The 26,064-nt window shown below is 61.0% G+C and carries 23 protein-coding genes; 15 read left to right on the plus strand and 8 right to left on the minus strand.

Annotated features, from left to right (window positions below; translation table 11 throughout):
- Positions 1-37: 37 nt before the first annotated feature.
- Together NQ050_RS08315 and NQ050_RS08320 are read right to left on the minus strand one after the other, a co-directional pair.
- Entirely contained in the window at positions 38-670 is a 633-nt protein-coding gene (locus NQ050_RS08315) for an MBL fold metallo-hydrolase (protein WP_257038836.1), read from the minus strand.
- A 90-nt stretch (positions 671-760) separates the two neighbouring features.
- Positions 761-2,143 (minus strand): hypothetical protein, encoded by a 1,383-nt coding sequence (locus NQ050_RS08320; RefSeq protein WP_257038837.1) that lies wholly within the window; start codon positions 2,141-2,143, stop codon positions 761-763.
- A gap of 157 nt (positions 2,144-2,300) precedes the next feature.
- On the opposite strand from NQ050_RS08320, the gene NQ050_RS08325 reads away from it, so the two are divergent.
- Genes NQ050_RS08325 through NQ050_RS08350 form a run of 6 tightly spaced genes read left to right on the plus strand, consistent with a single transcriptional unit; the run spans position 2,301 to position 8,205 of the window.
- Complete coding sequence (locus tag NQ050_RS08325) at positions 2,301-5,285, plus strand: DUF4040 family protein (protein ID WP_257038839.1); 2,985 nt, start codon at positions 2,301-2,303, stop codon at positions 5,283-5,285.
- Positions 5,282-5,695, plus strand: coding sequence for a cation:proton antiporter subunit C (locus NQ050_RS08330; RefSeq protein WP_257038840.1), 414 nt, complete (start codon positions 5,282-5,284; stop codon positions 5,693-5,695). The genes NQ050_RS08325 and NQ050_RS08330 overlap by 4 nt, the downstream gene beginning before the upstream one ends.
- Positions 5,695-7,212 (plus strand): monovalent cation/H+ antiporter subunit D family protein, encoded by a 1,518-nt coding sequence (locus NQ050_RS08335; protein ID WP_257038841.1) that lies wholly within the window; start codon positions 5,695-5,697, stop codon positions 7,210-7,212. Before NQ050_RS08330 ends, NQ050_RS08335 begins: the two co-directional genes overlap by 1 nt.
- 3 nt (positions 7,213-7,215) lie before the next feature.
- A complete protein-coding gene (locus tag NQ050_RS08340) occupies positions 7,216-7,623 on the plus strand; it encodes a Na+/H+ antiporter subunit E (protein WP_257038842.1) in 408 nt (135 codons plus the stop codon).
- Complete coding sequence (locus tag NQ050_RS08345; protein ID WP_257038843.1) at positions 7,624-7,890, plus strand: cation:proton antiporter; 267 nt, start codon at positions 7,624-7,626, stop codon at positions 7,888-7,890.
- Positions 7,891-8,205, plus strand: a complete 315-nt coding sequence (locus NQ050_RS08350; RefSeq protein WP_257038844.1) for a Na+/H+ antiporter subunit G — start codon at positions 7,891-7,893, stop codon at positions 8,203-8,205.
- Here NQ050_RS08350 and NQ050_RS08355 read toward each other — a convergent pair.
- Positions 8,202-10,028 (minus strand): pyruvate kinase, encoded by a 1,827-nt coding sequence (locus tag NQ050_RS08355; RefSeq protein WP_257038845.1) that lies wholly within the window; start codon positions 10,026-10,028, stop codon positions 8,202-8,204. The genes NQ050_RS08350 and NQ050_RS08355 overlap by 4 nt on opposite strands.
- Positions 10,029-10,204: 176 nt before the next feature.
- A complete protein-coding gene (locus NQ050_RS08360; RefSeq protein ID WP_257038846.1) occupies positions 10,205-11,740 on the minus strand; it encodes a catalase in 1,536 nt (511 codons plus the stop codon).
- A gap of 151 nt (positions 11,741-11,891) precedes the next feature.
- On the opposite strand from NQ050_RS08360, the gene NQ050_RS08365 reads away from it, so the two are divergent.
- Complete coding sequence (locus NQ050_RS08365; protein WP_257038847.1) at positions 11,892-12,470, plus strand: RNA polymerase sigma factor; 579 nt, start codon at positions 11,892-11,894, stop codon at positions 12,468-12,470.
- Positions 12,471-12,503: 33 nt separating this feature from the next.
- Here the strand turns inward: NQ050_RS08365 and NQ050_RS08370 are convergent, their stop codons facing one another.
- The 3 genes from NQ050_RS08370 to NQ050_RS08380 all read right to left on the minus strand — a co-directional run bounded on the left by NQ050_RS08370 (position 12,504) and on the right by NQ050_RS08380 (position 15,248).
- Positions 12,504-13,535 carry an aspartate-semialdehyde dehydrogenase gene (locus NQ050_RS08370; protein ID WP_257038848.1) on the minus strand — a complete coding sequence of 344 codons (1,032 nt, stop codon included), beginning with the start codon at positions 13,533-13,535 and terminating at the stop codon, positions 12,504-12,506.
- A 46-nt stretch (positions 13,536-13,581) separates the two neighbouring features.
- The gene (locus NQ050_RS08375) at positions 13,582-14,847 is read right to left on the minus strand and encodes an aspartate kinase (protein WP_257038849.1); all 1,266 of its coding nucleotides are present in this window, start codon (positions 14,845-14,847) and stop codon (positions 13,582-13,584) included.
- A 263-nt stretch (positions 14,848-15,110) separates the two neighbouring features.
- A complete protein-coding gene (locus NQ050_RS08380) occupies positions 15,111-15,248 on the minus strand; it encodes a hypothetical protein (RefSeq protein WP_257038850.1) in 138 nt (45 codons plus the stop codon).
- On the opposite strand from NQ050_RS08380, the gene NQ050_RS08385 reads away from it, so the two are divergent.
- The 6 genes from NQ050_RS08385 (at position 15,247) to NQ050_RS08410 (ending at position 21,411) form a co-directional block, all read left to right on the plus strand.
- Positions 15,247-15,441 (plus strand): hypothetical protein, encoded by a 195-nt coding sequence (locus tag NQ050_RS08385; protein ID WP_257038851.1) that lies wholly within the window; start codon positions 15,247-15,249, stop codon positions 15,439-15,441. The two genes, NQ050_RS08380 and NQ050_RS08385, sit on opposite strands and share 2 nt — an antisense overlap.
- 307 nt (positions 15,442-15,748) lie before the next feature.
- Positions 15,749-16,567, plus strand: coding sequence for a PTS sugar transporter subunit IIA (locus NQ050_RS08390; protein ID WP_257038852.1), 819 nt, complete (start codon positions 15,749-15,751; stop codon positions 16,565-16,567).
- A gap of 58 nt (positions 16,568-16,625) precedes the next feature.
- A complete protein-coding gene (locus NQ050_RS08395) occupies positions 16,626-18,224 on the plus strand; it encodes a PTS ascorbate transporter subunit IIC (protein WP_257038853.1) in 1,599 nt (532 codons plus the stop codon).
- Between the two features lie 418 nt (positions 18,225-18,642).
- The gene (locus NQ050_RS08400; RefSeq protein ID WP_257038854.1) at positions 18,643-19,614 is read left to right on the plus strand and encodes a type IV toxin-antitoxin system AbiEi family antitoxin domain-containing protein; all 972 of its coding nucleotides are present in this window, start codon (positions 18,643-18,645) and stop codon (positions 19,612-19,614) included.
- Complete coding sequence (locus tag NQ050_RS08405) at positions 19,568-20,494, plus strand: nucleotidyl transferase AbiEii/AbiGii toxin family protein (RefSeq protein ID WP_257038855.1); 927 nt, start codon at positions 19,568-19,570, stop codon at positions 20,492-20,494. Before NQ050_RS08400 ends, NQ050_RS08405 begins: the two co-directional genes overlap by 47 nt.
- A gap of 74 nt (positions 20,495-20,568) precedes the next feature.
- Positions 20,569-21,411 (plus strand): DMT family transporter, encoded by an 843-nt coding sequence (locus NQ050_RS08410; protein WP_257038856.1) that lies wholly within the window; start codon positions 20,569-20,571, stop codon positions 21,409-21,411.
- A gap of 51 nt (positions 21,412-21,462) precedes the next feature.
- Here the strand turns inward: NQ050_RS08410 and NQ050_RS08415 are convergent, their stop codons facing one another.
- Positions 21,463-22,704, minus strand: a complete 1,242-nt coding sequence (locus NQ050_RS08415; protein WP_257038857.1) for a hypothetical protein — start codon at positions 22,702-22,704, stop codon at positions 21,463-21,465.
- A gap of 345 nt (positions 22,705-23,049) precedes the next feature.
- Here NQ050_RS08415 and leuA point away from each other — a divergent pair, with 345 nt between their 5' ends.
- The gene (gene leuA, locus NQ050_RS08420; RefSeq protein ID WP_257038858.1) at positions 23,050-24,867 is read left to right on the plus strand and encodes a 2-isopropylmalate synthase; all 1,818 of its coding nucleotides are present in this window, start codon (positions 23,050-23,052) and stop codon (positions 24,865-24,867) included.
- Entirely contained in the window at positions 24,786-26,036 is a 1,251-nt protein-coding gene (locus NQ050_RS08425) for a DNA polymerase III subunit epsilon (protein WP_257038889.1), read from the plus strand. Before leuA ends, NQ050_RS08425 begins: the two co-directional genes overlap by 82 nt.
- Positions 26,037-26,064 lie beyond the last annotated feature (28 nt).

The raw sequence follows: 26,064 nt of genomic DNA on the forward strand, positions 1-26,064 counted from the left end.
CAGTTGTGTATAAGAGACAGGGCCAACAACCCCCCACTCAATCCAACCCAACCCACTGCCCCTCATGGAGCACCAGGCAATCAGCGCCAACGCGGGCGGCCATTTCCTCTGCGGTGTGGCGGGCAAAATCCCTGCCTGTGGTGGTGAAGAGTACGTCGTGGATTGGAATGATCCGCTTGGGCGGGAACTGGCTGAGGTGGCGTTCTTGGTCGGCGCGTTTCACCCATGGGCCATCCATGGGCAAGAACAAGGTGTCCACATCTTGGATCTCTTGGTAGGCATCGCCTGGGTGCAGGGCCTGCCCCGCGAAAAGGTATCCCACGTTGGGGATTGGTGGATCGTAAATGCTCGCAATCGCCTGCTCCTCACCCACCACGTTGACCTGTAAATCCCCCACAGCAAGTACGTCTCCATCGGCCACGAGCTCAGCGTTCACCCCTTCTAAAGCCACGGGAGAAAACACCCGAAGCTCAGGTTTCTTCTGCTGCGCCTTGCCCAAAGCAGAGAGATCCACATGGTCAAAGTGGTCATGGGTCACCAAGACGGCGTCAAAGCTATCAAGGGCAGGAAACTGAGAAAACTCGCCGGGATCCACGATCATAGTAACCCCGCCGAGGCGCAGCCCCACTGCAGCATGGCCAAAACTTGTGATTTCTAGTTGTGCTTCCATCACTTCTCCAAGCCTAAGCTCGAACGGTGGCATGGGGCGCCGGCCGGGTCTCGCGAGCAATTCCGACGCCACCATCAGGCACCCCAAACATCACTCCCCGCGCCGCGCGGCCCCCAACGCCCCTGCGCTGATCAGTGCCAGCGCTGCGGTCACCGCCACGCCCAGCCACAGCGCCTGCCCACTCACGCCATTGCCGAGTGCGCTGAGGGCGGCCGTCGGATATTGCAGCGGCATGAGGTGCGCCACCACTTCTTGGGCGGTGCTCGCGGTGCCGGCTACTGCGCGGCTCCACACCCAACCCACAACGCCCACTTGCAGCGCCGCCCCGGCGATGGCCAAGACTGGGCCCGTGACCTGCCCAAATATGCGCACCAGCAGTGCGGCGCTCGCCGCGGAGGCCACCACAACACCCAATGCCACCAACGCAGCCCCAATGGCAGCCGTGGCGCTCACGCCCACACCGAGCGTTGCGGTCAGCACACCCACTAGCGCCACCAGTGCCACAGCTCCCACGGCCACCACGGCGGTGTGCCGCGAGCGGCCCAAACCCAAGGCCGCAGCCAACGCCGCAGCCGCCAGGAGGAAGGCGTACATCGGTGGTAGGGAGCTCAGCACACCTGCTTCCTCTGCCTCGGGGGTGCCTACCTCGGCGGCGGGGATGAGCTTGGCTACGTCGGTGATGTTGGATTGGTTTTGCTCGGCCATCTTGGCCAACTGCGCAGCCCCGTTCTCCAACTGGGTGACCCCGCCCACAGCCTGGTCTACACCGCTGCCCAATTCTTGCAGGCCAGCGGCCAGTTCCTCAGCTCCCTTGGTGGCCGAGTAGATGCCATCGTGATAGCCGTAGCCTGGCACATCGAGTTGGTTGGCCAGGTCGCGCGAGCCTTGGCGCAGCCGCTGGAGGTTCTCGGTTGTTGCGGGGTCAATGGCAAAGCCCTCCACCTGGCCGCGGAATCCTGCGAGCTCTTGAAGCATCTGCGCCGAGCGTGGATCTGGGCTGGTTCGGAGCTGGTTTTCCACCTCGGTGATCGCCCCGAGGATGTCCACGCGCACCTTTTCAATGCCGTCGAGCTGGCTCAGCGCCGCCTCAATGCCGTTGGCAATCTCGGTTGCGCCGTCGCCCAACTGCCCGGTCCCGGCCTGCAGTTCCTTCATCCCCTCAGCCAGCGCTGCGGACCCTTCCTGTGCGGCCTTGGCTCCGTCGATAAGCCTCTGCGCCTCCTCAGTGATGCCTTCGGTGCCGGTAGCTACGCGGTCGATGCCGGATTTCAGCATGGCCGCCTGCCCCACCGCTTCGCCCGTAGCCTGGCGAATCTCATTGAACATCGCGGGATCGATGCTTGCCGACGGCGCGCCCGTGACCTCCTCCGCAGAATGCCAGGTGCTCGCGATGCTGGGGTGCAACGCTGTGCCCACAGCCAGTGGGGCGGCCAAAAGGATTGCGGCTAAGACGCGACGCGGGGTTGAGCTCATGCGTTTCAACCTAGCGCCTTGGCTGCTCAAGGGGGTTGCGGCACACCGCAAAAACACCGCGTCAATGCAGGAGAAATGTGACTACTGGTAAAGTTGTGAAAGTTTGATAGCCCGATTTCAGAACTATTTGTCCCGATCACGATGGGTGTGAAAAACCGTGACACTACTAACCATCCTGGCGCTGGTGGCACTCGCCGTTGCCGTCGCCCCGGTAGCAGTGCGGCTTCTTGGGAGAAAGGCGGGTTGGCCGTTAGCAGCCATCCTGCTGGCAGCAGCCGCGCTTTTGCTCCGCCTCCAGCAACAAGCCAGCTCAGGCTCCAGCGCGTTGTCCGAAGATTCCTACAGCTCCTACACCACATACAGCACAGTGTGGGTGCGTGACTTCCTCGGTCCCGGCGCGCACGCCGAGCTGAGCCTCAACGCGGACCCGCTCGCCATGTTCTTTGCGTTGCTGGCACTGGTGATCGGCGCAATTGTATTCATCTATTCTGCGGCATACCTGCCCAAGCGCAAGGGGGCAACGAGCTTTTACACGCTCATGACGGCCTTCACCGCTTCCATCCTGCTTCTGGTGCTGGCCAATGACGTGATCACGCTCTTCGTGGCCTGGGAGTTGGTGAGCCTGGCGTCTTTCATGCTGATCGCTCGCTCCGGCGGCAAGGGTGGCGAGCAGGGCTCGCAACGCACGCTGATCCTCACCTTCATCGGCGGGCTCACGCTGCTGGTGGCGCTGATGCTGGCGGCAAGCCAGACGGGTTCACTGCAAATCAGTGAGATCCTCGCATCCCCCGTATGGGAACAGCGCCCCACTCTGACGGCGGTGGTGGCGGTGCTGGTAGCACTGAGTGCGTTTACCAAGTCCGCGCAGTTCCCCTTCCACTTCTGGCTGCCGGAGGCGATGGCCGCGGCCACGCCGGTTTCTGCATTCCTGCACGCGGCGGCCGTGGTGAAGGCGGGCATCTACCTGCTGCTGCGGTTTAGCACCATTTTCCACAGCGTTGCCGTGTGGAACATTCTGCTCATCGTTGTGGGTATGAGTACCGCCGTGATGGCCAGTGTGTTCGCAATCCAGAAGACGGACTTGAAGAAGCTCACGGCCTACTCCACCGTCTCCCACCTAGGTTGGATCGTGGCAACCATCGGCGTGGGCACGCCTTTCGCCTTGGCCGCGGCCCTGGTGCACACTCTGGCGCACGCTCTGTTCAAGTCTTCACTGTTCATGCTGATCGGCGTGGTGGATCACCAAACGGGTACGCGCGATTCCGCGCGCCTGGGTTCCTCGTGGCGGCAGTTGCCGTTCACCTTCGGCTCCGTGGTGATTGCCGCGGCATCCATGGCTTCAGTGCCGCCGCTGATGGGCTTTGTGTCCAAGGAGGGCATGCTGGAGGCATTCACGCAGGCGCCACTCGGGAACGTCGGTGTTGTTGTGCTGCTCATCGCGGCAGCAATCGGTGCCCTGTGCACCTTCACCTATTCCGCGCGCATTGTGTTTGACGGCTTCATCGATGGCGATCGAGACATGTCCGACGTCAAAGAAGCTCCCGTCTCTCTGTGGTTGCCGGCGGCCCTGCCGGGGCTATTCTCCCTGCCTCTCGTATTTTTCCTCGGCACGCTGGACTCCCCCATCTCCCAGGCCGTGGCAACCATCACCGAGGACCCCCACCTGCACCTCGCCCTGTGGCACGGTATTAATACGCCGCTGATTATTTCCGCGATCGTGCTGGCCCTCGGTGTGGCGGGTATCTTCATCCGCACCCAGATTTGGGCAAGGACTACCGACGCCACCATGTTCCCCGGCAGCGGCAACGCAGCCCTGCACGCACTGGTCTCCGCGCTCACCCGTATGGGCAAGCGCTTTGGCAAGCTGGCGGATTCGCTGAGCCCAACGCGCCACCTGGCGGCCATGTTTGCTCTGCTCATCGCCTTTGCGGTGGCTGTGATCGCCCAGGGGCGCCTCACGGGCGCAGAGCTTGCGCCGCGGGTGCCGGGCACGGACCGCATTGCGGACCTGCTGCCTCTTGCCATCGTCGCTATTGCTTTGCATGCCCTCGTGCGCACCAACCGCCGTCTGAGTGCCACGGTGCTTATCGGCGTGGTGGGCGTGGGTGTGACGCTGCAGGTGCTCATGCTGGGTGCCCCGGACGTGGCGCTCACGCAGTTCATGGTGGAGGCGCTGGTTGTGGTGATCATGATGATGGTGATTCGCCAGCAGCCGGAGTTCTTCCACCACACCGCCGCGTACCGCAAGCGGATTGCTGCGGTCTTGGCTGCGGGCGTCGGCGTGCTCACGTTCGCGCTGGTCTACTTCGTGTTGGGCCGCCGGGAACGCCCCGACCTCGCACTGTGGTACTTGCAGGAGGCGCCGGGGATCACTAGCGGTGACAACGTGGTGAACACCATCCTGGTGGAGTTCCGCGCCTTCGATACCTTGGGCGAGCTTTCGGTGCTGGGTATGGCGGCCGTGGTAATCGCCGCAGTGGTCACCTCCATGCCGCGCTACCCATTCGCGGAGGGCACGCACCCCAAGCCTTTTGGAAAGTCCCAGCTCAATGCCATCCCGATGCGGGAGCTGCTGCGTTTCCTCATCCCAATCCTGGGCATTTTGAGTTTCCTGGTGTTCATGAGGGGGCACAACCAGCCGGGTGGTGGCTTCATCGCCGCCCTGATCGCCGGCGGCGCCCTCATGCTGAGCTATCTTTCCCATGGCCGCGACCAGCGCATTTTCACCATCACTACCCCGATTTACCTCACCGGTGTGGGTATCCTCTTCGCGGTTGCGGCAGGCTTCATCGGCTTGCTCAAGGGGTCCTTCCTCTACGCGATCCACGGCAGCTTCGCGGGTTCGCACTGGACAACGTCGATGATCTTCGACATCGGCGTCTACCTCGCGGTGCTGGGCATGCTGAGCATGGCGATCAATACCCTGGGCTCCTACCTGCGCCCCGGCATGGATTACGCCGACCTCACCTTCACCCGCGAGGACTCCCCCCTGCCCTCCCCGAAGCCGGTCAAGCAGGAATCCGCGCCCGCTGACACCGACACCGATGACCTGCCGCTGCGCGCACCGCATACTGCCGACGCAGCCAAGGCGCCAGCGGCCCAAGGCACTGCCGCGGCAACAGAGGAGGCACAGAACTCATGATTCTGGCACTGACAATCGCACTACTTGCAGGCAGCGGCGTGTATTTGGTGCTGCAGCGCGGCATGCTGCGCATCGTGATCGGCATGACGCTCATCAGCCATGCCGCCAACCTCATCATCTTGGCCGCCGGTGTGCCGGCCTGGCGCGGGGATCCATTCCCCAGCATCACCGACCTCAGCGCGGCCGCAGACCCACTCCCGCAGGCGTTTGTGCTCACGGCAATCGTGATCGCAATGGCTACCACCACATACATGCTCACACTGTCTGGTCTAGGCCGAAGTGATGACACCGTGGCGGAAGAGGTGGCCGACGAAGACTCGCCACTGCAAACCCTGGGGCGTTCCACCACCAACGCGGAGCTTTCCGCGGAACGCGACCACCAAGATTCTGAACAAGAGGAGGCAAAGTAATGGACGTGATGCTTCCCTTGTTCGTCGGCGTCCCGCTGACCGTTGTTGCCATCGCCGCGATGGTGCCGTGGCGCAGTGTGCGCGACGCCCTGGCATTGCTCACCCCCATTGGCACCGCGATCGCTGGCGTGTTCCTGTTCCAACACGTTGCCACCCACGGCACCATCGCCCATGCGGTGGGCCTGTATGAGGGAGCGGTGGCAATCCCCTTTGTGGCGGATGCCTTCTCCGCGGTCATGATTGTGGCCACTTCCATCGTGGCGTTCTGCGCCAACTGGTTTGCCATTGTGGCCGGGGAAACGCGGGCACGCTTCTACTCCGCGCTCTCCCTCATGCTGCTGACCGGCGTGATGGGTGCCCTCCTCACCGGCGACCTCTTCAACTTCTTCGTGTTCATCGAGGTCATGCTCCTGCCGAGCTACGGCCTGCTCGCAATGACCGGCACCTGGGCGCGTCTTTCCGCAGGCAGGACGTTTGTGCTTGTGAACCTGGCGACGTCGACACTGCTCCTCATCGGCGTAGCCGTGCTCTACGGAACCTTCGGCGCGGTGAACCTCGGCGCACTGACGGGCGCTGGCGTTACGGGTGGCCGCCCCACGCAGATCGCTCTGGGCATCGTGCTGGTGGCGCTCGCAGTGAAAGCCGGTCTGTTCCCCGTGCACACCTGGCTGCCGCGCACCTACCCCTCCACCTCTGCAAGCGTGATGGCCCTGTTCTCCGGCCTGCACACCAAGGTTGCCATTTACATGATCTTCCGCATTTATGCGGTGGTCTTTGACCTCGACCCACGCTGGGCCTGGCTCATCATCACCATTTCTTTGGTCACGATGATCGTGGGTGCGTTCGCGGGACTTGGGGAAAACTCCATGCGCCGCGTACTGGCCTACCAAATGGTGGGAGGCATGCCATTCATCCTGGTAATGCTGGCCTTTAGCAGCGGCAACGAGGTGGCAGCTCTGGCCGCAGGAATCCTCTACATGCTGCACCACATGATCACCCTGGGAGCACTGATCCTCACCACCGGCGCGATCGAGGAAACCTACGGGACTGACCTCCTTTCCAAACTCTCCGGGATCGCCAAGCGTGACCGCTGGGTGGCCGCCGTCTTCGCCGCAGGCGCATTCTCCGTGGTGGGCTTCCCGCCATTCTCCGGCATGTGGGGCAAGGTGTTCGTGGTCCTGGGCATCGCCCAGGCCGGCACCTGGCAGGCGTGGCTCGTGATCACCGTTGTGGTGCTCGCCAGCTTCGGCGCCTTCCTGGCAATGATGCGCCTGTGGCGCGAAGTATTCTGGGGTCCGGGGATGAACCCCCAACGCATCCCGAGCAGCATGCGGGTGCCCTGGTGGCGCATCGCCCCCGGCGCAGTAATGGTCCTCATGAGCTTTGCAATGTTCATACTCGCCGGGCCCCTGCTGGACACCGTTCGCACCGCAGCAGAAGGCCTGGTGGATGGCAACTCCTACCAGGAGGCAGTTCTGCACAACCCCTCAGCCGGCGCCGTAGAAGGAGGCCACTAAACCATGGTGATCATTCACGTACTGCGCTACTTTGCGTGGCTCACCTACCAAGTGGGGCTCGCTGGTTGGGCTGTAGCAAAAGCCACGCTCACCGGATCCAAAGACTCCCACCCCGTCATCCTGCACTACCCACTGCGGGTGGAAACCAACTTCCTGGTCACCGCCCTCGCGGCCTCCATCACCGTCACCCCAGCCACCCTATCCCTGGGCCTCAAAGACGGCATGCTGTTAGTCCACGCGGTGTTCGGCAAAGACCATGAGGGGCTGTTCCAAGACATCGCCAAGATGGAGGAAACCCTCGCGCCCTCAGTGCGTGGGAAGGCGCATCCGAAGCAGTGGTTCGTGGAGGATCCAGCCCCCGCCCCCTCATCAACAAATGTGCAGCAACACCCAAAGAAGGAGGCGAGGTAAATGTTTGAAATCGTGCTGTACGTAGCACTCGGGTTGATCGCCGCCACCATTTTGGGCACCATCGTCATGATCCTCAAGGAGCAAGACCAGTTCACCCGCGCCGTGGTAGCGGACCTCACCTTCTACCCGATGATCGGCTTCTATGTGGTGTGGTGCATGCTCAACGACTCACAGATTAACTACGAGGTTGCCCTGCTCGCGGGCCTAGTGGGCGGCGTGCTGCCCACCATGAGCTTGGCCCGAATCATCTCTAAGGGGAGGCGCTAAATGTCCACTGTTTTCAGCATCGTAGCTAGCCTCATGGTGTTGCTCGCGGCGGCACTGATGGTGCTCACGCTCATTGGCATCGTGCGCGCACCAGACGCGCTCACCCGCGCCAACCTGTTGGGCCTGACCACGAGCATCGCGCTGCCGATGATCCTCGTGGCCAGCCTGATCAACGATATCGGCGCAGGCACCTTCACCTGGTGGAACCTGCTGCGGGTGTTCCTCACCATCACCGCACTGCTCGTGGTGCTTGCCATCGGCTCCTTTGTGATGGGCCGCTCGCTCTACCAGACCGCGAAAGAGCAATCCCACTAATTTTGTTCATGAGGGGGTGCCCAACTCCGGATCTTGCGCAGCAGGATCCGGTTTTTGCGTTGTGAGTTCCCCAGTTTGGTGTTGAGGTAGCTGAGCACCTTGATGGCCTCGCCGATGTAGGGCCCTTTGTTGAGCATCACGCATTCGGCACGCAGCGCATAGGTGGCGTCGGTAATTTCTGCGCGGGAGGGCTGGCCTGTTTTCGCCATCGTCTCCAGGACCTGGGTTGCCAGGATCGTGGGCACGTGTGCGGCTTCTGCCGCCGCGGAGATAAACCGGGGCACTTCTGCCATGCGGCGGAAACCCAGCTCCACTGCGAGGTCGCCGCGGGCGATCATGAGTCCGAGCTTTTGGTAGCGCATGCCTTCCAGGAGCACTTCGCGCAGGTTGTTGTATGCGGGAATCGTCTCGATTTTGAGCACCAGGCCCACTGTGGCTTTGGGCCCGAGGGCGTTGATCACCGCGGCGACGTCCTGGGCGTTGCGGATGAAGGAAACCGCAACGATGTCCGCGTGCTGCTTGACGAACTCAAGGTGCCGCAGGTCGGCCTCGGTCAGGGAGGGCAGCGGCAACTCGGAATTGGGCAAGTTGATTCCTTTGTTGGCGGCCAAGGTGGTGCCGTTGGGGGCCGCGTGGGTCACGCGCAGGCGGACCTCGCTGGCGCTGACGTCGGTGACTTCGGCGGCCACCCTGCCGTCGTCAAAGAGCACCTGCTCCCCCACCTTGATCGCGCCTAGGACCTCCGGCAGGCTGAACGGGATGCGCAGGGGGCCTTGCACTTCGGGATCGGTGGCGGTGGAGTGTGCGTCGAGGATGAGCTCCTGCCCTGGGAAGATGCGCAGTTTGCGCTCAATCGGTGTGATGCCTGCGGCGCGGGTACGCATGTAGTCATGCTCCAGCAGCGTGCCCTCTGCGATGTAGGCGTTGCGTTGGCCTTCCGCAAGCGCACCCTCAGCAACCTGGGTGACAATGAATTTCCTCCGCGCACCGCGGTTGTCCACCAGCCGTACCTCACTGCCTTCTTTCAGGTCTGCGAACCACTCCGGGTCCACGGCAACCGGCAGCGCGGGGCGCCCAGGCAGCCCCTCTGGGATCGGCGGCTGCGTCCCCTGAGGGTAGAGCCAGAGTTTCGACGGCGCCAGCACCCTACCGCTGGCATCGCGCAGCACGCGCGCGCGTCCAACCTGGGGTCCGGGGAGAATATCTCCTGTGCGCAGCTTCGGGCCGGCAAGATCCATGCTTACACGGATCTCCACGCCGGCCTCTTTGGCGGCAGCTCGCACGTTGTGGATCATGCGCAACCAGACCGATTCATCGTCATGGGCGCAGTTGATGCGTGCCAGTTGCATGCCGTCGGCAATGAAGCCGCGCACAATGGCAATGTCATCTGCGGCCTCCGCCGGCAGCGTGACCATGATCCGCGAGTGTGCATCCGGGCGAGCCGGGCCCAAAAGCTGCGTAGTGTGTTGCTCCAGTATCTGGTCTGAGGCCGCAAACGCACCCGCCACCTCAGCCTGGGGGTACCTAAATCCCTCGCCGGCGATGGCACCAAGCACATTGCGGGCGGCCTTCAACCGTGCACGCACATCCGGTTCGGTGGTGGAAAGGCGGGTGGCGCCAAGATCCCCAAGGCGATCTTGCAGTTCGGAGAGATCGAGGGAGCGCAGGTAGGCATAGTCCACCAGGTTGTGCGCCCCGAAGCTGTGTTCAGGTGCCACGGCAGCCAATTGCGCGCTAAATCTGGTGTGCTCTGCGTCGAGGTGCCCCAACAGTGCGTCAATTTCCGCCGCCAGTGCCGTGGCCGCCTGCCGTTCTACGCCCATGTGATTTTTCCTTTTCACCATCGCGATTCACCATCACGTCAAAGTGTGCTGGTGATATTGTGCCTGCTTCTCACCGATCCTGCAGAGTAGGGCCGCATATTGACGCCGCAGATCAGCTCAGCGCATGCAAAAGGCGGCAGCCTCTTGGGTCTGCCGCCTTCTCAAGGGAGTGACTGCTACTTCTTGGTAGCAAACACTTCACGGAGCTTCGCTGCGAGGTCCTGGTCCAGCTTGCCCCAGTACTCGTACACCTGCTCCTCAACCTGCTCGGAGACGCCAACCATGGCGTTGGTCACGTTGTCGATGAAGCGCTCGCGAGCGGCATCGTCGAACACCTCCAGGTAGAGGGTGCGTGCCTGCACGAAGTCATCGTCCTCAGCGTGCTTCACGTATGCCGCACGAACGAGGTCGGTGCCGTGTGGGTCTGGGTTGACGTACAGATCGCCAGCCTGGCCGTAGGTCACGCCAGAGGAGGAAGTCTGACCGTCATCCAGGAAGCCTGCGCCCTTTTCAAAGCGGTTCGGACTGTACACAGGTGCGCCGGCATCATTGAACTCCACCGCCATGGAGCCCTGGTGCGAGTAGGTGTTCACCTCAGAAACTGGGCGGTTGATTGGCAGGTGGCGGTAGTTCGCACCGATGCGGTAGCGCTGCGCATCCGCGTATGCGAATGCACGAGCCATGAGCATGCGGTCTGGGGAAAGGCCGGTGCCGGGAACGATGTTGGATGGGTCCAGGGCGATCTGCTCGATCTGCGCGTGGAAGTTCACTGGGTTGCGGTTGAGCTCGAAGTAGCCAACCGGGATCAGTGGGTAGTCCTTCTGGGACCACACCTTGGTGAGGTCGAATGGGTTGAAGCGGTAGCTCTCAGCCTCATCGAAAGGCATGATCTGTACCTTGACGTCCCAGCGTGGGAAGTCACCGCGCTCGATGGCCTCAAAAAGGTCACGGCGTTGGTAGTCAGCGTCCTTACCAGCCATTTCCTCAGCCTCAGCGCCGGTGAAGGTTTCCCAGCCCTGCTGGGTCTTAAAGTGGTACTTCACCCAGAAAGCCTCGCCGGCCTCATTGACCCACTGGAAGGTGTGGGAACCAAAGCCGTCCTGGTGGCGGGAGGTCTTCGGGGTGCCGCGGTCACCCATGAGGTAGGTCACCTGGTGGATGGACTCAGGGGTGCGGGTCCAGAAATCCCACTGAGCATCCGCGTCACGCAGGCCGGATGGGCCAACGCGCTTCTGGGAGTGGATGAAGTCTGGGAACTTGATGCCGTCACGCAGGAAGAAGGTTGGGGTGTTGTTACCAACAATGTCCAAGTTGCCTTCTTCAGTCCAGAAGCGCAGTGCGAAGCCGTGGACGTCACGCCAAGTATCTGGGGAGCCCTGCTCACCGGCAACAGTGGAGAAACGGACGGCCATTGGAGTGACCTTGCCTGGCTGGAACAACGCGGCCTTGGTGTACTTGGAAACATCCTCGGTGACGTGGAACTCACCGAATGCGCCGTGACCCTTTGCGTGTGGGTTGCGCTCTGGCACGCGCTCGCGGTTGAAGTGCGCCAGCTTCTCAATGAGCTGGAGGTCATTGAGCACGTTTGGGCCCTGTGGGCCCGCGGTGATGGAAATGTTCTCAGATGCAACGGGCTGGCCACCAAGGCGGGTGCTGTTGCCCTTTGGTTCTGGGCGCTGGCCGTTGCTCAAGATTGGATCTACAGCGTTCATGAAGGATTCTCCTATGGGTTGCAATTCTCTATCCAACCTACACCTAGAAGATAAGCCTTGCAATAGATTCCGAACTATTAGGCAGACCTAATCAATTCCCCTCTCTGTTCCCTTGCTACGCCTGAGACTCCCTTTGATACAGTCTTGCAGTATGAACCGTGTGGAGCATGACGCCTACGTCACCCAACTCGCACTCGCAGCGGGCAGGGGTGACCGCGCAGCACTCCACAATTTTATTCGGGAAACGCAGTCGGACGTGTGGCGTCTGCTCGCCCATTTAGGAGGTCAAGAAATTGCGGACGACCTCACCCAGGAAACCTATCTCCGCGTGATCAGCGCACTCCCCCGCTTCGCCGCGCGTTCGTCGGCACGCACCTGGCTGCTTTCGCTTGCTCGGCGCGTGTGGGTGGACAACATCCGCCACGACATGGCCCGCCCGCGGAAATCGGCGGCGGAAATTGAGGATTTTGAGCCCCGCACGGCACCGAGCTCCTGGAGTGAATGGGTTGACGTGCGCATGCTCATCGACGCCCTGCCCGAGGAACGCCGCGAAGCCCTGATCCTCACGCAGGTGCTGGGGTATTCCTATGAGGAGGCTGCAAAAATTGCCGACGTGCGCCTGGGCACCATCCGCTCAAGGGTAGCCCGCGCGCGTGCGGATATCATCGCGGCAACGCAGGCCGCGAATCAGGAACAGCCGGGCAATGAACGCCAAAGCGGCACCGCCTAAAGGCAGCGCCGCTAGTTGGCAAATTAGTCAGGTTTAAACCAGCAGTTCAGCGATCTGAATGGTGTTCAGCGCCGCACCCTTGCGCAGGTTGTCACCGGAAACCACGAACACCAGGCCCTTGTTGTCATCCACCGTCTGATCCTGGCGGATGCGACCTACTAGGGAGTCGTCCTTGCCTGCGGCGGCAAGTGGAGTTGGCACCTCAACAACCTCTACACCCGGAGCCTTCTCCAGCAACTCGCGCGCCTGCTCAGGGGTGATTGGGCGCTCGAACTCGGCGTGGACGGTCATGGTGTGGCCGGTGAACACTGGCACGCGCACGCAGGTACCGGCAACCTTGAGGTCTGGAATGCCCAGGATCTTGCGGGACTCGTTGCGCAGCTTCTGCTCCTCATCAGTCTCACCGGTGCCGTCCTCAACCAGATTGCCGGCAAAAGGAAGTGCGTTGAAACCAATAGGCGCAACGTATGGCCCCAGGTCCTCGGGGGCCAGCACGGAGCCGTCGTGAACGAGCTCCACGTTGCGGTCACCGATTTCAGCAACCTGCTTCGCCAGGGTCTCCACGCCGGCAAGACCGGAACCGGAGACGGCTTGGTAGCTGGAAACGTGCATCTTGACCAGGCCAGCGGCGTCATGCAACACCTTTGCCACAGGCATGATTGCCATGGTGGTGCAGTTCGGGTTGGCGATGATGCCCTTGGGCAGATTGTCCTTATCTGCAGGATTTACCTCAGAGACGATGAGCGGAACTTCATCATCCTTGCGCCACGCAGAGGAGTTATCCACAACCGTTGCACCCGCAGCGGCGAACACAGGAGCCCACTGCTTGGAGGTGCTACCACCTGCGGAGAACAGGGCGATGTCAATGCCAGCAAGCGTTTCCTCGTTCTGGAGGGCCAGATCCTCAATCTCAATTTCGGTGCCCTCAAACTCCACCTTCTGGCCTGCGGAACGTGCGGAGGCGAACAGGCGCAGCTTGTCCAACGGGAACTTTCGCTCCGCCAAAATATCGCGCATTACGCGGCCAACTTGTCCTGTGGCGCCAACTACGGCAACGGTGGTCATGGAAGGGGGTTTCCTTTCAATTGAGGGTTCTTGAGCCAGGCCGCTATTAACGGCCCGTGCCTGCGTACACGGTGGCTTCGGTGTCTCCGCCAAGCTCGAATGCCTCGTGCAGCGCGCGGGCGGCTTCGTCGAGGTTGGACTCGCGGATGAGGACGGAGATGCGGATCTCTGAGGTGGAAATCAGCTCAATGTTGATTCCCTTGTCGCGCAGAGCCTCGCAGAACACTGCGGTCACACCAGGGTGGGACTTCATACCTGCGCCCACCAGGGAGACCTTGCCCACCTGGTCGTCATAGAGCACATTTTCCCACTCATGCTGCGCCTGCAGGTTGCGCAGGAGTTCCATGGCGCGGGGGCCGTCGGTACGCGGGCAGGTGAAGGTGATGTCAGTGCGGTTGTCCTCCAGGGAGGAGATGTTCTGCAACACCATGTCGATGTTGATTTCGGCGTCGGCAAGCGCGCGGAACACGGTTGCGGCAGCGCCGGGGGAATCAGGGATGCCCAAAACGGTGATCTTGGCCTCGGAGTTGTCCGTGGCAACACCGGTCAATACTGCTTCTTCCACAGGAATATCCTCCATAGAGCCGGCAACCAGGGTGCCGGGGTCATTGCTATACGACGAACGAACACGAAGCGGCACGCCAAATGCACGGGCGTACTCAACGCTGCGCAACACCAGAATCTTGGAGCCGACGGCAGCAAGTTCCAGCATCTCCTCAAAGGAAAGCTTTTCCAACTTCTGCGCATTGGGGACGATGCGTGGGTCCGCGGTGTACACGCCATCAACGTCTGAATAAATCTCGCACACATCAGCGTTCAGCGCTGCCGCAAGGGCAACCGCGGTGGTGTCAGAGCCGCCACGGCCCAAAGTGGTCACGTCCTTGGATTCGCGGTTCACGCCCTGGAACCCGGCCACCAGGCAGATCTTGCCTTCGTCCAGCGCCTCACGGACGCGCCCTGGGGTGACGTCCACGATGCGCGCATTACCGTGGCGCTCCGTGGTGATCACGCCAGCCTGCGAACCGGTGAAGGACTGCGCCTTCGCGCCAAAAGACTCAATGGCCATTGCAACGAGTGCGTTGGAGATGCGTTCGCCGGCAGTCAGCAGCATGTCCATCTCACGCGCCGGCGGCACGGGGTTGACCTGCGCTGCAAGGTCCAACAACTCATCGGTGGTGTCACCCATCGCGGAGCACACCACAACAACATCGTTGCCTTGCTTCTTGGTAGCCACAATCCGCTCAGCAACGCGACGAATACGCTCCGCGCTCTCAAGCGAGGATCCGCCATACTTCTGTACGACAAGTGCCACGGGCAACGCCCTTTCCGAGACCTCAACCGCCGTACCTACACGCGCGGCTTCACCCTCTCAATTACATCCGTTATTTCGCCCAATAACCATAGCATTCTGTTGCCCAACCGGTAAAAGGCGAGACTCTGCCAAACGAGTCACATTCACCGGCACAAACACGCTTCACGACGCACCCAAGCGCCGCACCCCCAACCGCCGCCGGTGCGTTGCGGTTGGGCGTGCACTCCCTGTGCTCGCCCCTCATGAGCAAAAGGCGTTGGGGGTTAGTTACTCGGCGTTGAGCGGAACCTCACCCACACGCTGGCCGCCAGGAGGCAGGCGGCAAGTAATGCCAGCAACAGCACATTTGCACCAGCGTTGCTGGGCTGCTTTGCAGAACGCGGCTGCTCAGTTTGCGGCATGGTTTCATTCGGCGTGTTCACCGACTCCGAAGGCCTTGGCTCCGAAGGCGATGGCACCGGAACAGGCACCGGAATCCTGGGGATCGGTGGCACTGGTTCCTCCGGGGTGGTGCTCGCCGGCGGGGTGGTCGGAGGAGTTGTTGGTGGTGTGGTTGGTGGCTCCGTCGGAGGAATTACCTCCCTCTGGTTTTGACCAGTGACGACCATGGCACCACAGTAGCTTTATTCGAAATATTCGAAAACGCCCCCCTTGGCGGGAATATGCTCCCAAGGCTGTTCCCTCACACCACAGAACCTCCATGGTTCGAAATGACTCTAGCCTCAACGGTAACCGTCCCCACCGAGTCACGCACCAAACAAGACGTCACTAACCCTGGCATCCAAAAACAAGGCGTTAGCAAACCCCCTACACCTGCGATAGGTTACAAGCAGGCGAAACATTTCCGTTCACATATTTACCCATCTATGCAATCGTTTTCATTTCCTCATGAGGAGTACACATGTCCACGTTGAACCAACTGCTTGCACCCGGCGCAGTAAACCTGCGCGGCAACGCAGCCACTTGGGAAGAAGCTATACGCCTCGCCGGCAAACTCCTAGAGCAAGCCGACGCCACCACCTCCGAATACACCGAAGCCATGGTCGCTTCTGTGGTGGAGAACGGCCCATACATCGTGGTGGCTCCGGGCTTCGCTTTTGCACACGCGCGCCCAAGCCAGGCGGTGCACCGCACCCAGATCAGTTGGGTGCGCCTTGAGACTCCAGTGGAGTTCGGGCACAAGACAAATGATCCAGTCACACTGGTGGTGGCCCTCGCGGCCACTGATTCCTCCACCCATCTGGAGGCGATGAAGGAGCTGGCTTCCCTGCTAGGCAATGCGCATGTCAGGACCCAGCTTGACGCCGTAAGCACCGAGGATGAGCTGCGGGAGGTGCTCGCGCGTGGGGGCGTCGGAACGCCTGCTGCCGCAGAACAATCCGCAGCCACTCAGGCGAACAGCGGCCATTCCTACGCTGCTGACTCAGTGGAGTCAAAGGGCAAGATTTACACGGTGTGCGGCAACGGGTTGGGCACCTCCCTGTTCTTGAAAAACACTGTTGACCAGGTGCTCTATGCCTGGGGTTGGAGCAAGTACCTCACGGTGGAAGCCACGGACACCATTTCCGCCAAGGGACGCGCAAAGGAGGCAGACTTCCTGCTGACTTCCGGTGAAATTGCGGCGACTTTGGGTGACGTTGGAGTACCGGTGCACGTGGTTGAGGACTTCACCTCGCTTTCAGAGGTAGACCATGCGCTGCGCGAACTCTACGACGTGTAGCTGCGCCTCAACGCTGCCTAAGCAAAAACCCCATTAAATACAGACTGAAAGACTCATCATGGATTTTCTACTTTCTCTGGCGAACTTCCTCGTCAATGAAATCCTTTCCGTGCCGGCGTTCCTCATCGGCATCATTACCGCCGTGGGTTTGGCCGCTTTGGGCCGCTCCACCGGCCAGGTGTTGGGGAGCGCCATCAAGGCAACCCTCGGCTTCCTGCTCATCGGCGCCGGCGCAGGCCTCGTGGTGGCCTCGCTGGAACCACTCGGCGCAATGATCACCGGAGCCACCGGCGCCCAAGGCGTGGTGCCTACCAATGAAGCAATCGTGGGTATTGCTCAGGAACAATTTGGTAGCCAAGTTGCCTGGATCATGATCCTGGGCTACGTGGTTTCCCTGATCCTGGCCCGCTTCACCCCCATGAGCTACGTGTTCCTCACCGGCCACCACGTGCTGTTCATGGCAACCCTGCTCACCATGGTGCTGGCACCTGCGGGCTACGCCTCCTGGGTTGTGGTGGTGTTTGGTGCCGCCCTGCTGGGCATCTTGATGGTCTCGCTGCCTGCGATCGCACACCCCTGGACTCGCCGCATCACCGGCGACGACTCCATTGCCATCGGACACTTCGGCACCGCCGGCTACGTGGCCGCTGGCGCAGTGGGCAAGCTCGTTGGCGGTAAAGGCGATAAGGGCGGCAGTGGCGGCAAGGGCGGCAAGATTTCCCCATCCACCGAAGAACTCAAGCTCCCCGAGGGCCTGCGTTTCCTCCGTGACTCCATGGTGGCCACCGCCCTTTCCATGGCCCTGATGTACATGGTGCTTGCCGTGCTGTTCATCGCACGCGCTGGTACCGAAGAAGCCTTCCAAGCATTCGAGGGCGGCGCCACCAACGTAGGCAACTACCTCATGCAATCCTTCACCCAAGGCCTCCAGTTTGGTGTGGCCGTGGCGGTAATCCTCTTCGGTGTGCGCACCATCCTGGGTGAACTCGTGCCGGCCTTCCAAGGCATCGCCGCAAAGGTTGTGCCAGGTGCAATCCCCGCGCTGGACTGCCCGATTGTGTTCCCCTACGCCCAGAACGCCGTGCTCGTGGGCTTCATCTCTTCCTTCGTTGGTGGCCTCGCTGGCCTCGCCGTCCTTTCTGCATGGCTCAACCCAGCATTCGGCGTGGCACTCATCCTGCCGGGCCTCGTGCCTCACTTCTTCACCGGCGGCGCGGCTGGTGTGTACGGCAACGCTACCGGTGGCCGTCGCGGCGCGATCCTCGGCGCATTCACCAATGGCCTGCTGATCACCTTCCTCCCAGCATTCCTCCTGGGCGTATTGGGCTCCTTCGGCTCCGCGAACACCACCTTCGGTGACGCCGACTTCGGTTGGTTCGGCCTCCTCCTCGGCTGGTCCTCACAGGCCGGCGGCGCATTTGGCCTGGTCCTCATGGCCATCCTCGGCCTCGCGGTGCTGGCATTGGGCTGGTTCTCCCAAACCAAGCTCGTGGCGGGCAACTGGGACCCCACCCCGCAGCGCCCCAAGCCAGGCGCTGATGCAGCTGCAACTTCCGACGTCACCCCGTTGGCCGCCGGCGCCACGGCTGCCTCCAAGAAGTACCCCAAAGTCCGTCCACCTGCGGGCGCACCGGTGCCACCGAAGCCAGTGGCGTAACCAATTGGTGAAGCACCTCTTCTAGCGTTTCTGAAGAGTCCCCCATGAGCTCAGCCAGCCGAGAATTGGCCGGAGGATCATGGGGGATTTTCTTGTGGTTGGTGGCTGTGTTTGCGTGGCCGTTTTCTCCAATACCCGGCATCTCCGGGGAACCGAAGGAGAAGTCCATGCAGGATTCCACCCTAGCTAAGCCCCGGGTGAATGATTCACACCACGGAATCACTCCTGTTGAAGTCCAGACGCAGTGCAACCTTCCATCGAACCGCGCTGCGTGATTCCAAGCTGACTCCCCAACCACAGGACATAAATGCGAAGGTGTCCATGCACTACCCCTCGAAGGAGAGTCAAGCAGTACTTTTTGGAGCACCAATTGTCTCATTCGTGCTTCAAAAAGTACTTATATGGTATTTTTTGAAGCATGAAAAGTTCTGAAGCGACAGGAATTCTCGGTGAAATCGCTTCCCAACAATGGGGATTGGTCACCTCCGCCCAGGCCCGGAGCAGCGGAGTCGACCTGCCATCTCTACGCCGATTGGAAAAACAAGGCAACCTTATCCGCGTCCGACATGGTGTTTACGCAAGTTCAGCGGTCACAATGTCTGCCGAATTGGAACTCAAGGCTGAATGGCTTGCTCTCAAACCTCACCTGATGGCCGCGGAGCGAATGAGCACCCCTTCCCTGGCTGGAGAAGCAGTAATCTCACACACAACTGCGGCTGAATTCTGGGAAATCGGCGATCTTTGGCCCGACGGTGCCCATTTCACCGTTCAACGGCGACGGCGGAGCAGACAAGCCGGCGTCCAGTTTCACCGCAGCGATCTCACACTTTCCGAGTGGATAATTCACCCGGCGGCTGGCCTCCCAATCACTACTGTGTCACGCACCATCTTCGACCTCGCTCAATCTGGCTACGAACCAGAGCACCTTTTGAGTTTGGTAGCTGATGCAGGGAGCAAGTCATTACTAGATGAACAAGAGCTCCTCGGCTATTTCGCTGGCCGTGAAGATGCTTTTGGTCTCAAAAGAGGAGACCAAAGCGGGCTCAATGAACTATTGAGCAAATACTCACTTGAGGCCAAGACCATTCGACAAACGAGGCTGCTCATAGATGAAGCATTGCGTCCAATTCAGGAGCAGGTGAGCCAACTAATGAATTCAATTATGGCAACCCACAGTTGGCCCCAGGATGTATCGAGCCAGCTCAACCGCCACTTAGTACAAAAGACAAGTTTCTTGAACAACTCAGGAATTGCCCGGACCACTTTTCATTCACCAGGACCTAGGCCTACATCTCGACTTTCAGTCCCTCCCCAAAGATTACGAGAGAATTCAGACACTCACAATGCAACAGACCCCCAAAATCCAGAAGACACACGGTCAGGTAACTAGCGCACTAAAGAAGGAAGCGAAGAAACTAGGGAAGAATACCAATGATGTATATAACCAGTTTTTCCGGGAGGTCTTTCTCCATGCATTAATGGAGCACCACAAGGGATGGGTCTTGAAGGGAGGATCCAATATCTACTGTCGCATCCCCGGCGCTCGACAGACGAAAGACTTAGATCTTTATCGACAGGATGATCCAACCTCTTCATCAGAAGCTGCCGATTCTCTCGTCAGATCCATGCAGGGCCACAAAGTCGGTCCCTATACTTTCCACGTCACCCGAGCTGAACAGGTCGGGCCAGTAGGCACCATCGAAAGTGAAAGAATTAACGTTACGATCATTCACGGTGTAGGTAGCCGCTTAACCTCTTTCAAAGTAGATGTCAGTGGAGACCTCGAGGTAACCGATAGTGTGGAACCTTTGGTTGTAGCCGCGAGCTATTCCATCTCGAGTGAACTATTGCCTCCAAAATTTCGGGTGTATTCGTATCCCGTAGCCAATCAGATCGCGGACAAGGTCTGCGCGATGTACGAGCGCCACGGCAACATCCCTCCTGGCAACGCATCTACCCGATATCATGACCTCTACGATGTGGCACTTATTGCACGGGAGCTGACCGTTACTGCGTCCAGCCTCCACACAGCACTTCATGAACAACGCCAAGTTCGCAGGATGACTTTGCCACAGAAGCTCATTCTCCCCGACGCTTCCTGGACAATTCAGTACCCCAAAAAGGCAAAGAATTTCGGAGATAAACGCTGGGGTTTAGATGTATTAGACGAAGCACTGAGGGTCGCTGGACTCCTCTTGGACCCGATCTTGAATGGAGAGATGCGGGAAGCCAACCGGACATGGGATTGCGAATCGCTACTTTGGAAGTAATGCCCACGTCCCTTAACCACCCCCAGCCCAGATCCCACCCCCGGCACGCACTCCGCCGTTAGACTGAGCAGGTGATGGATAGCAATTTCTTGGCGGTCGTGCTTGCCCTCGCCTCAGCACTGACCATCGCGTGGGGAACGGTGATCCGCCATGCAATTGCTGAGCACGCAGGCGCCGGACATGTGATGAGGTCCGCCATCAAGCGCCCACAGTGGTGGTTCGGTTCGGCCACAGCGATGGTGGGTTACGCCTTGCAGGTGGCCGCGCTGGCGTTTGGAACGCTGCTGGTAGTGCAGCCAATTTTGGTGCTTTCCCTGATGTTTACGTTGCCGCTTGCGGCGAAGCTCGCACACCGCCGGATGCACAATGATGAGATCTTCTGGTCTATCGTGCTCACCGTCGCGGTGGGTGTGCTGGTGGTGTTAGGCAACCCCACCGCCGGTGACCCCCAGCCGGACCTTTCGCGGTGGCTGCCGGCGTTGGGCGTCGGAAGTGTGCTGATTAGCGCAACGTTCTTTTGGGCGAAGAACCGCCGTACCAACACGTCTGCATTGATGTTGGGGATCGCAACGGGTGCGTTGTATGGCTATGTTGCGGTGCTTTCCAAGGCCACCGTGGATATTTTTGTGCACTTTGGCGTCCCCGGCCTGCTGAGGAGTTGGGAGGGGTACTTGCTGGTGGTGGGCGCGGTGCTGGGCACGGTAATTCAGCAGTACGCGTTTAATGCTGGAGCGTTGAAGAACTCGCTGCCAGCGATGACGGTCGCCGAGCCCATCGTGGCTTTTGCTCTGGGGTACATCGTGCTCGGTGAGCAATTCCAAGTTTCCGGTTGGAACTGGGCTTACATGGCGGTGGCGTTGGTGCTCATGGTGGCCGGCACGTTTGCGCTGTCACGCAGGGAAATCGGCGCGGCGTAGCTGCCAAAAGGCGAGACGGAATGCGGGGTGCCGGCCTGACCGAACTAGCCGCTAAATAGCCCAAGTAAACGGGCCCACCATGTACGCGGAAATCCATGCGCCGAACACAACCCACAATCCACCGAGCAAAACCAGCCGCCACCTGGCGATATGCCCAGCTAGCCACACCACCGCCGGGATGGCCGCGAGGAACACGGGCAGAAGGAGCCGGGGGCGGGAGTGCATGATGCCGTCGGAAAGCAATACGTTGGCCGCAACCGCTGCCGCGAACAGCCACACCGGCCACCAACGCCACTCGAAAAACGCCCTCACCGCGCCCTGCAAGCCGCCGCCCCGCAAGCCAACACCAGCACCAGCACCAAACCCAAAGCCCCCAACACCCATCACCACGATCACCAGTGCGCCGATGATTGCGGCTGAGGAAATGAGGTAGCCGGGTTCGTCGGAACTTGCTCTGCTAACAATCCAGCGCAATGTCGCGGCGCCGAAGTCAAAGGAGCTGTTCCACCCGGCGCGTTGAATGCCAAAGTATCCACCCAGCTCGCGGGTGTGCCAGCTTGCCCAGCTCAGGTACCCAACCAGCGGCAGCGCGGAAACCACCGCGAGCCCCACCAGGCGCAGCCAGCGCAAACCCCCGCACCCCAGCACCCCCACGAGCATGCACAGTACAAATACAGCCCAGAGGTCAATAGCGGTAAGCCGGATGAAACCAGCCAGGAACACCATCAGCGCCGCACGGCCCCACGCGCGTTGCATCATCGCAAGCAGCGCCCACACAGACAGGCTGAGAAACAGCGCCTCGGTGTACACCATGTGAAAGGTCAGTGCCATCGGCGCACCCAGCACAAACACCGCAGCACTTCCCGCGGCGATGCCCACCGCCGCCGCTCCCCCATCAGCCAACCCCGTCAGGCCTACCCGCACCAGCCGCATGATCCCCACAGCTAGCGCCACGCAGGCAAGTGTGTTGATCACATGGGCCGCCGCAATCGCAGGCACCCCCAGAAGCTCCGCCAGCGCCAGCAGCGCGGGAAAACCGGGGAAGAACGCCAGGCGCGTGGCCTCGTTGCCGCCGGCAAAATATCCTTCGCGTGCAATCGCTAGATAGTGTTCTCCGTCCCAGGAGGCCAGCGCGTTGCCCAGCGGCCCCTCGCCGAGCCAGTGCATCATGAGCAGTTGCACCAGCATGGTGGTGCCAACAATTGCCGACGCCGCCAGCGTCTCCCCCACCCAGGGAGCACGGCCCTGCAAGGTTTTTGGGGAGAAGGGAGCGGTGGGGGTGTGATCAAGCATGTGTTTACTGTAACTGCACGGGCGGACATCTCCACCCGAAGTGCACACGCACTCCGCAAACTCGCGCCGCAGGGGCACCACCGGGGGATGGCCTACGCCGAAAACTGACACATTTGTGTGCACCCGCACAGTTTTCGGTGTATGTTGTTGCACATGCAGCGTGCGAACCTTCTCCTTCTTCGCCGCGGCGGGTCTTTGGCCTAGTTTTTCGGCCGGCACCCCGTCGCGGGTGTAAGTATGCCGGCCGGACTCGACTTGTATGCGTCATACAAGCAGGCCAAATGCGCTGGTGGGGCACACATGTCGAGAATTTTCACTCACATTGACTTAAGGAACCCCACTCCCATGACCCCCACTGATGCGTTCATCACCGCCCCTTCTGAAATCACTACCCCTTCCGGTCCGCGCGGTGAGCACCAAGCCCCTTGGAATAAGCAGCGCAACTCTGAAATGCCAGTAGACCGCTACCAACCGTTTGCGGTTGAGGTTGAAGACATCACCCTGCCGGACCGCACCTGGCCAGACAAGAAGATCACCCACGCCCCACAGTGGTGTGCGGTGGATCTGCGTGACGGCAACCAGGCCCTCATTGACCCCATGAGCCCAGAGCGCAAGCGCCGCATGTTCAACCTGTTGGTGAAGATGGGCTACAAGGAAATTGAGGTGGGCTTCCCCTCTGCTTCCCAGACTGACTTTGACTTTGTTCGCGAGATCATTGAAAAGGACATGATCCCGGATGACGTCACCATCCAGGTATTGGTGCAGGCTCGCGAGCACCTGATCCGCCGTACCTTTGAGGCCTGCGAGGGCGCAAAGAACGTGATCGTGCACTTCTACAACTCCACCTCCATCCTGCAGCGCAAGGTGGTGTTCCGGAAGGATAAGGAGGCCATCAAGAAGCTGGCCACCGACGCCGCGGAGCTGATCAAGGAGATCGCACAGGACTACCCAGAAACCAACTGGCGTTGGGAGTACTCCCCTGAGTCCTACACCGGCACCGAGGTTGCTTACGCCAAGGAAGTGTGTGACGCCGTGGTGGAGGTCATGGACCCCACCCCAGAAAACCCAATCATCATCAACCTGCCTTCCACTGTGGAGATGATTACCCCGAACGTGTACGCGGATTCCATTGAGTGGATGCACCGCAACCTGAACCGACGCGATTCCATCATCCTGTCCCTGCACCCACACAATGACCGTGGCACCGGCGTGGCCGCCGCTGAGCTGGGCTATCTCGCGGGCGCGGACCGCATTGAGGGCTGCCTGTTCGGCAACGGTGAGCGCACCGGCAACGTCTGTCTGGTCACCTTGGGCCTGAACATGCTCACCCAGGGCGTGGACCCACAGATTGACTTCTCTGACATTGAGCAGATTCGCCGCACGGTGGAGTACTGCAACCAGCTGCGAGTTCCAGAGCGCCACCCCTACGGCGGCGACCTGGTGTTCACCGCCTTCTCCGGTTCGCACCAGGATGCTGTGAACAAGGGCCTGGATGCAATGGCCGCCCGCGTGAAGCCAGGTGCCACCCACACCGACGTGAAGTGGGAGGAGCTGCGCGATGAGGTGTGGGAGGTGCCGTACCTGCCCATCGACCCCAAGGACGTTGGCCGTACCTACGAGGCCGTGATTCGCGTGAACTCCCAGTCCGGCAAGGGCGGCGTGGCTTACATCATGAAGACCGACCACGGTCTGGCACTGCCACGCCCAATGCAGGTGGAGTTCTCCAGCGTGGTGCAGGCCGTCACTGACTCCGAGGGCGGCGAGGTGGACTCCAAGAACATGTGGGACATCTTTGCACTGGAGTACCTGGACAAGGCCTCCCCATTGGAGCAGGTCAATGTAGTGATTGACGCCGCACAGAAGGAAGGCGATCCCGTTTCCATCACCGCTATCGTGGGCTACAACGGCGAGGAACGAGAGATCACCGGTACCTCCAACGGTCCGATCGCCGCATATGCCAAGGCCCTGGAGTCCCTCGGTATCGACGTTGAGGTGCAGGAGTACGTCCAGCACGCCCGCACCGCCGGTGACGACGCCGAATCCGCCTGCTACATCTACGCCGATGTGAACGGAGAGAAGGTCTGGGGCGTGGGTATCGCAAGCTCCATCACCTACGCCTCCTTGAAGGCCATCACCTCCGCAGTGAACCGGGCACTGGCCTAAGCAAGAGCGCCGGTTACACTTGCACCATGACCAACAAGCAGCGCAACAACCGCCGCAGGCATCGCCGCCCCTCCCAAAGCGCTGCCCCTTCACCGTCGCGTACCGACGCCGCCAGCGCCCCAACGGAGCAAGGCGGCCAGGCGCCTACGCGGGAGCGTCGTTTCGCGGACGTTGAAACCGCGCCCTACGCAGCGCTGAGCGTGCAGTCCACGGGCATCCACCCCTCCACCTCACGGATGGTGTCCATCGATATTGTGACCTTCACCGAGGCCGGAGAGGTGGTGGATACCTACCACCAGGTGCTCAACCCCGGCACCAACCCTGGGCCATTTCACCTGCACGGGCTACAGCCAGAGCAGATAGCAAAGGGCAAGCAGTTCAGCCAGATTCTGCGCACCGTAGGCAAGGCCCTGGACGATCGCACACTGATTGTCCACAACGCGCCTCGGGCCTGGGGGTTTGTGGTGGCTGAGTCCCGGCGCGCCATGAGCAACGCCGCACGCCAAAACCGGAGCCGGAACCGAAACCGGCCTCGGCGTCGGCAGCGGGTGGGCCGCGTACCCACCCCTTCGATGATCGTGGATACCCTCGCGTCTGCGCGCCGGCAGTCAGTGCCCTTTGAAGATACGCGCGTGCGGGCGCTGGCGGCGTCGTTTGGCCTCGATGCTCCCCCAGCACAGGCCTCGGTGGCGCGCGCCTCTGTGCCGGAAGCCAAGACCTCGCGGGAGGAGACCCTCCTGATCCGGGACCTGTTCTTGGCGCAGCGCGAGCGCGGGCCACTCAGCGAAATTTCGCCGGAGGAGCTGCGCGGTGACCGCTTCCACCTGCAACGCAGCGAGATTCGTGTGGCCGCACTGGATGCGCCGCGCCACTTTGAAAACCCCGGTATTTACACCCCTGAGCTTGGCCTTGTGCAGGGCATGGAGGTGGTGATCGCCCCGGAGGTCACCATGGACCCCGACGATCTCATTGAGGCGATCATGCGAGAGGGCCTGGCCTATTCGGAGAAGCTCACCCGCAAGACCTCCGTGGTGGTGTGCAACAAAACTGAGCACCTGCTGGGCAAGGCCATGCACGGGCAGCGCAAAGGGATCCCCCTGCTGAGCGACACCGCCTTCATGGAAGCCGTGAAAAATGTAGCCCAAGGGACACCGGCGCCTACCACCTAGGGCAGCGTGCGTGAGTAGACTTCCCCTC

Source organism: Corynebacterium sp. 122RC1, assembly GCF_024580955.1.
Classification (GTDB): Bacteria; Actinomycetota; Actinomycetes; order Mycobacteriales; family Mycobacteriaceae; genus Corynebacterium; species Corynebacterium kozikiae.

Excerpts from the sequence above, each read along its gene's own strand:
- NQ050_RS08320 (WP_257038837.1), bottom strand. The coding sequence starts at position 2,143 with ATGAGCTCAACCCCGCGTCGCGTCTTAGCCGCAATCCTTTTGGCCGCC.
- NQ050_RS08345 (WP_257038843.1), top strand. The coding sequence starts at position 7,624 with ATGTTTGAAATCGTGCTGTACGTAGCACTCGGGTTGATCGCCGCCACC.
- NQ050_RS08350 (WP_257038844.1), top strand. The coding sequence starts at position 7,891 with ATGTCCACTGTTTTCAGCATCGTAGCTAGCCTCATGGTGTTGCTCGCG.
- leuA (WP_257038858.1), top strand. The coding sequence starts at position 23,050 with ATGACCCCCACTGATGCGTTCATCACCGCCCCTTCTGAAATCACTACC.
- NQ050_RS08335 (WP_257038841.1), top strand. The coding sequence starts at position 5,695 with ATGGACGTGATGCTTCCCTTGTTCGTCGGCGTCCCGCTGACCGTTGTT.
- NQ050_RS08410 (WP_257038856.1), top strand. The coding sequence starts at position 20,569 with ATGGATAGCAATTTCTTGGCGGTCGTGCTTGCCCTCGCCTCAGCACTG.
- NQ050_RS08355 (WP_257038845.1), bottom strand. The coding sequence starts at position 10,028 with ATGGGCGTAGAACGGCAGGCGGCCACGGCACTGGCGGCGGAAATTGAC.
- NQ050_RS08385 (WP_257038851.1), top strand. The coding sequence starts at position 15,247 with ATGGTTTCATTCGGCGTGTTCACCGACTCCGAAGGCCTTGGCTCCGAA.
- NQ050_RS08390 (WP_257038852.1), top strand. The coding sequence starts at position 15,749 with ATGTCCACGTTGAACCAACTGCTTGCACCCGGCGCAGTAAACCTGCGC.
- NQ050_RS08400 (WP_257038854.1), top strand. The coding sequence starts at position 18,643 with ATGAAAAGTTCTGAAGCGACAGGAATTCTCGGTGAAATCGCTTCCCAA.
- NQ050_RS08360 (WP_257038846.1), bottom strand. The coding sequence starts at position 11,740 with ATGAACGCTGTAGATCCAATCTTGAGCAACGGCCAGCGCCCAGAACCA.
- NQ050_RS08380 (WP_257038850.1), bottom strand. The coding sequence starts at position 15,248 with ATGCCGCAAACTGAGCAGCCGCGTTCTGCAAAGCAGCCCAGCAACGCT.
- NQ050_RS08415 (WP_257038857.1), bottom strand. The coding sequence starts at position 22,704 with ATGCTTGATCACACCCCCACCGCTCCCTTCTCCCCAAAAACCTTGCAG.
- NQ050_RS08405 (WP_257038855.1), top strand. The coding sequence starts at position 19,568 with ATGCAACAGACCCCCAAAATCCAGAAGACACACGGTCAGGTAACTAGC.
- NQ050_RS08365 (WP_257038847.1), top strand. The coding sequence starts at position 11,892 with ATGAACCGTGTGGAGCATGACGCCTACGTCACCCAACTCGCACTCGCA.
- NQ050_RS08315 (WP_257038836.1), bottom strand. The coding sequence starts at position 670 with ATGGAAGCACAACTAGAAATCACAAGTTTTGGCCATGCTGCAGTGGGG.
- NQ050_RS08395 (WP_257038853.1), top strand. The coding sequence starts at position 16,626 with ATGGATTTTCTACTTTCTCTGGCGAACTTCCTCGTCAATGAAATCCTT.
- NQ050_RS08370 (WP_257038848.1), bottom strand. The coding sequence starts at position 13,535 with ATGACCACCGTTGCCGTAGTTGGCGCCACAGGACAAGTTGGCCGCGTA.
- NQ050_RS08330 (WP_257038840.1), top strand. The coding sequence starts at position 5,282 with ATGATTCTGGCACTGACAATCGCACTACTTGCAGGCAGCGGCGTGTAT.
- NQ050_RS08340 (WP_257038842.1), top strand. The coding sequence starts at position 7,216 with ATGGTGATCATTCACGTACTGCGCTACTTTGCGTGGCTCACCTACCAA.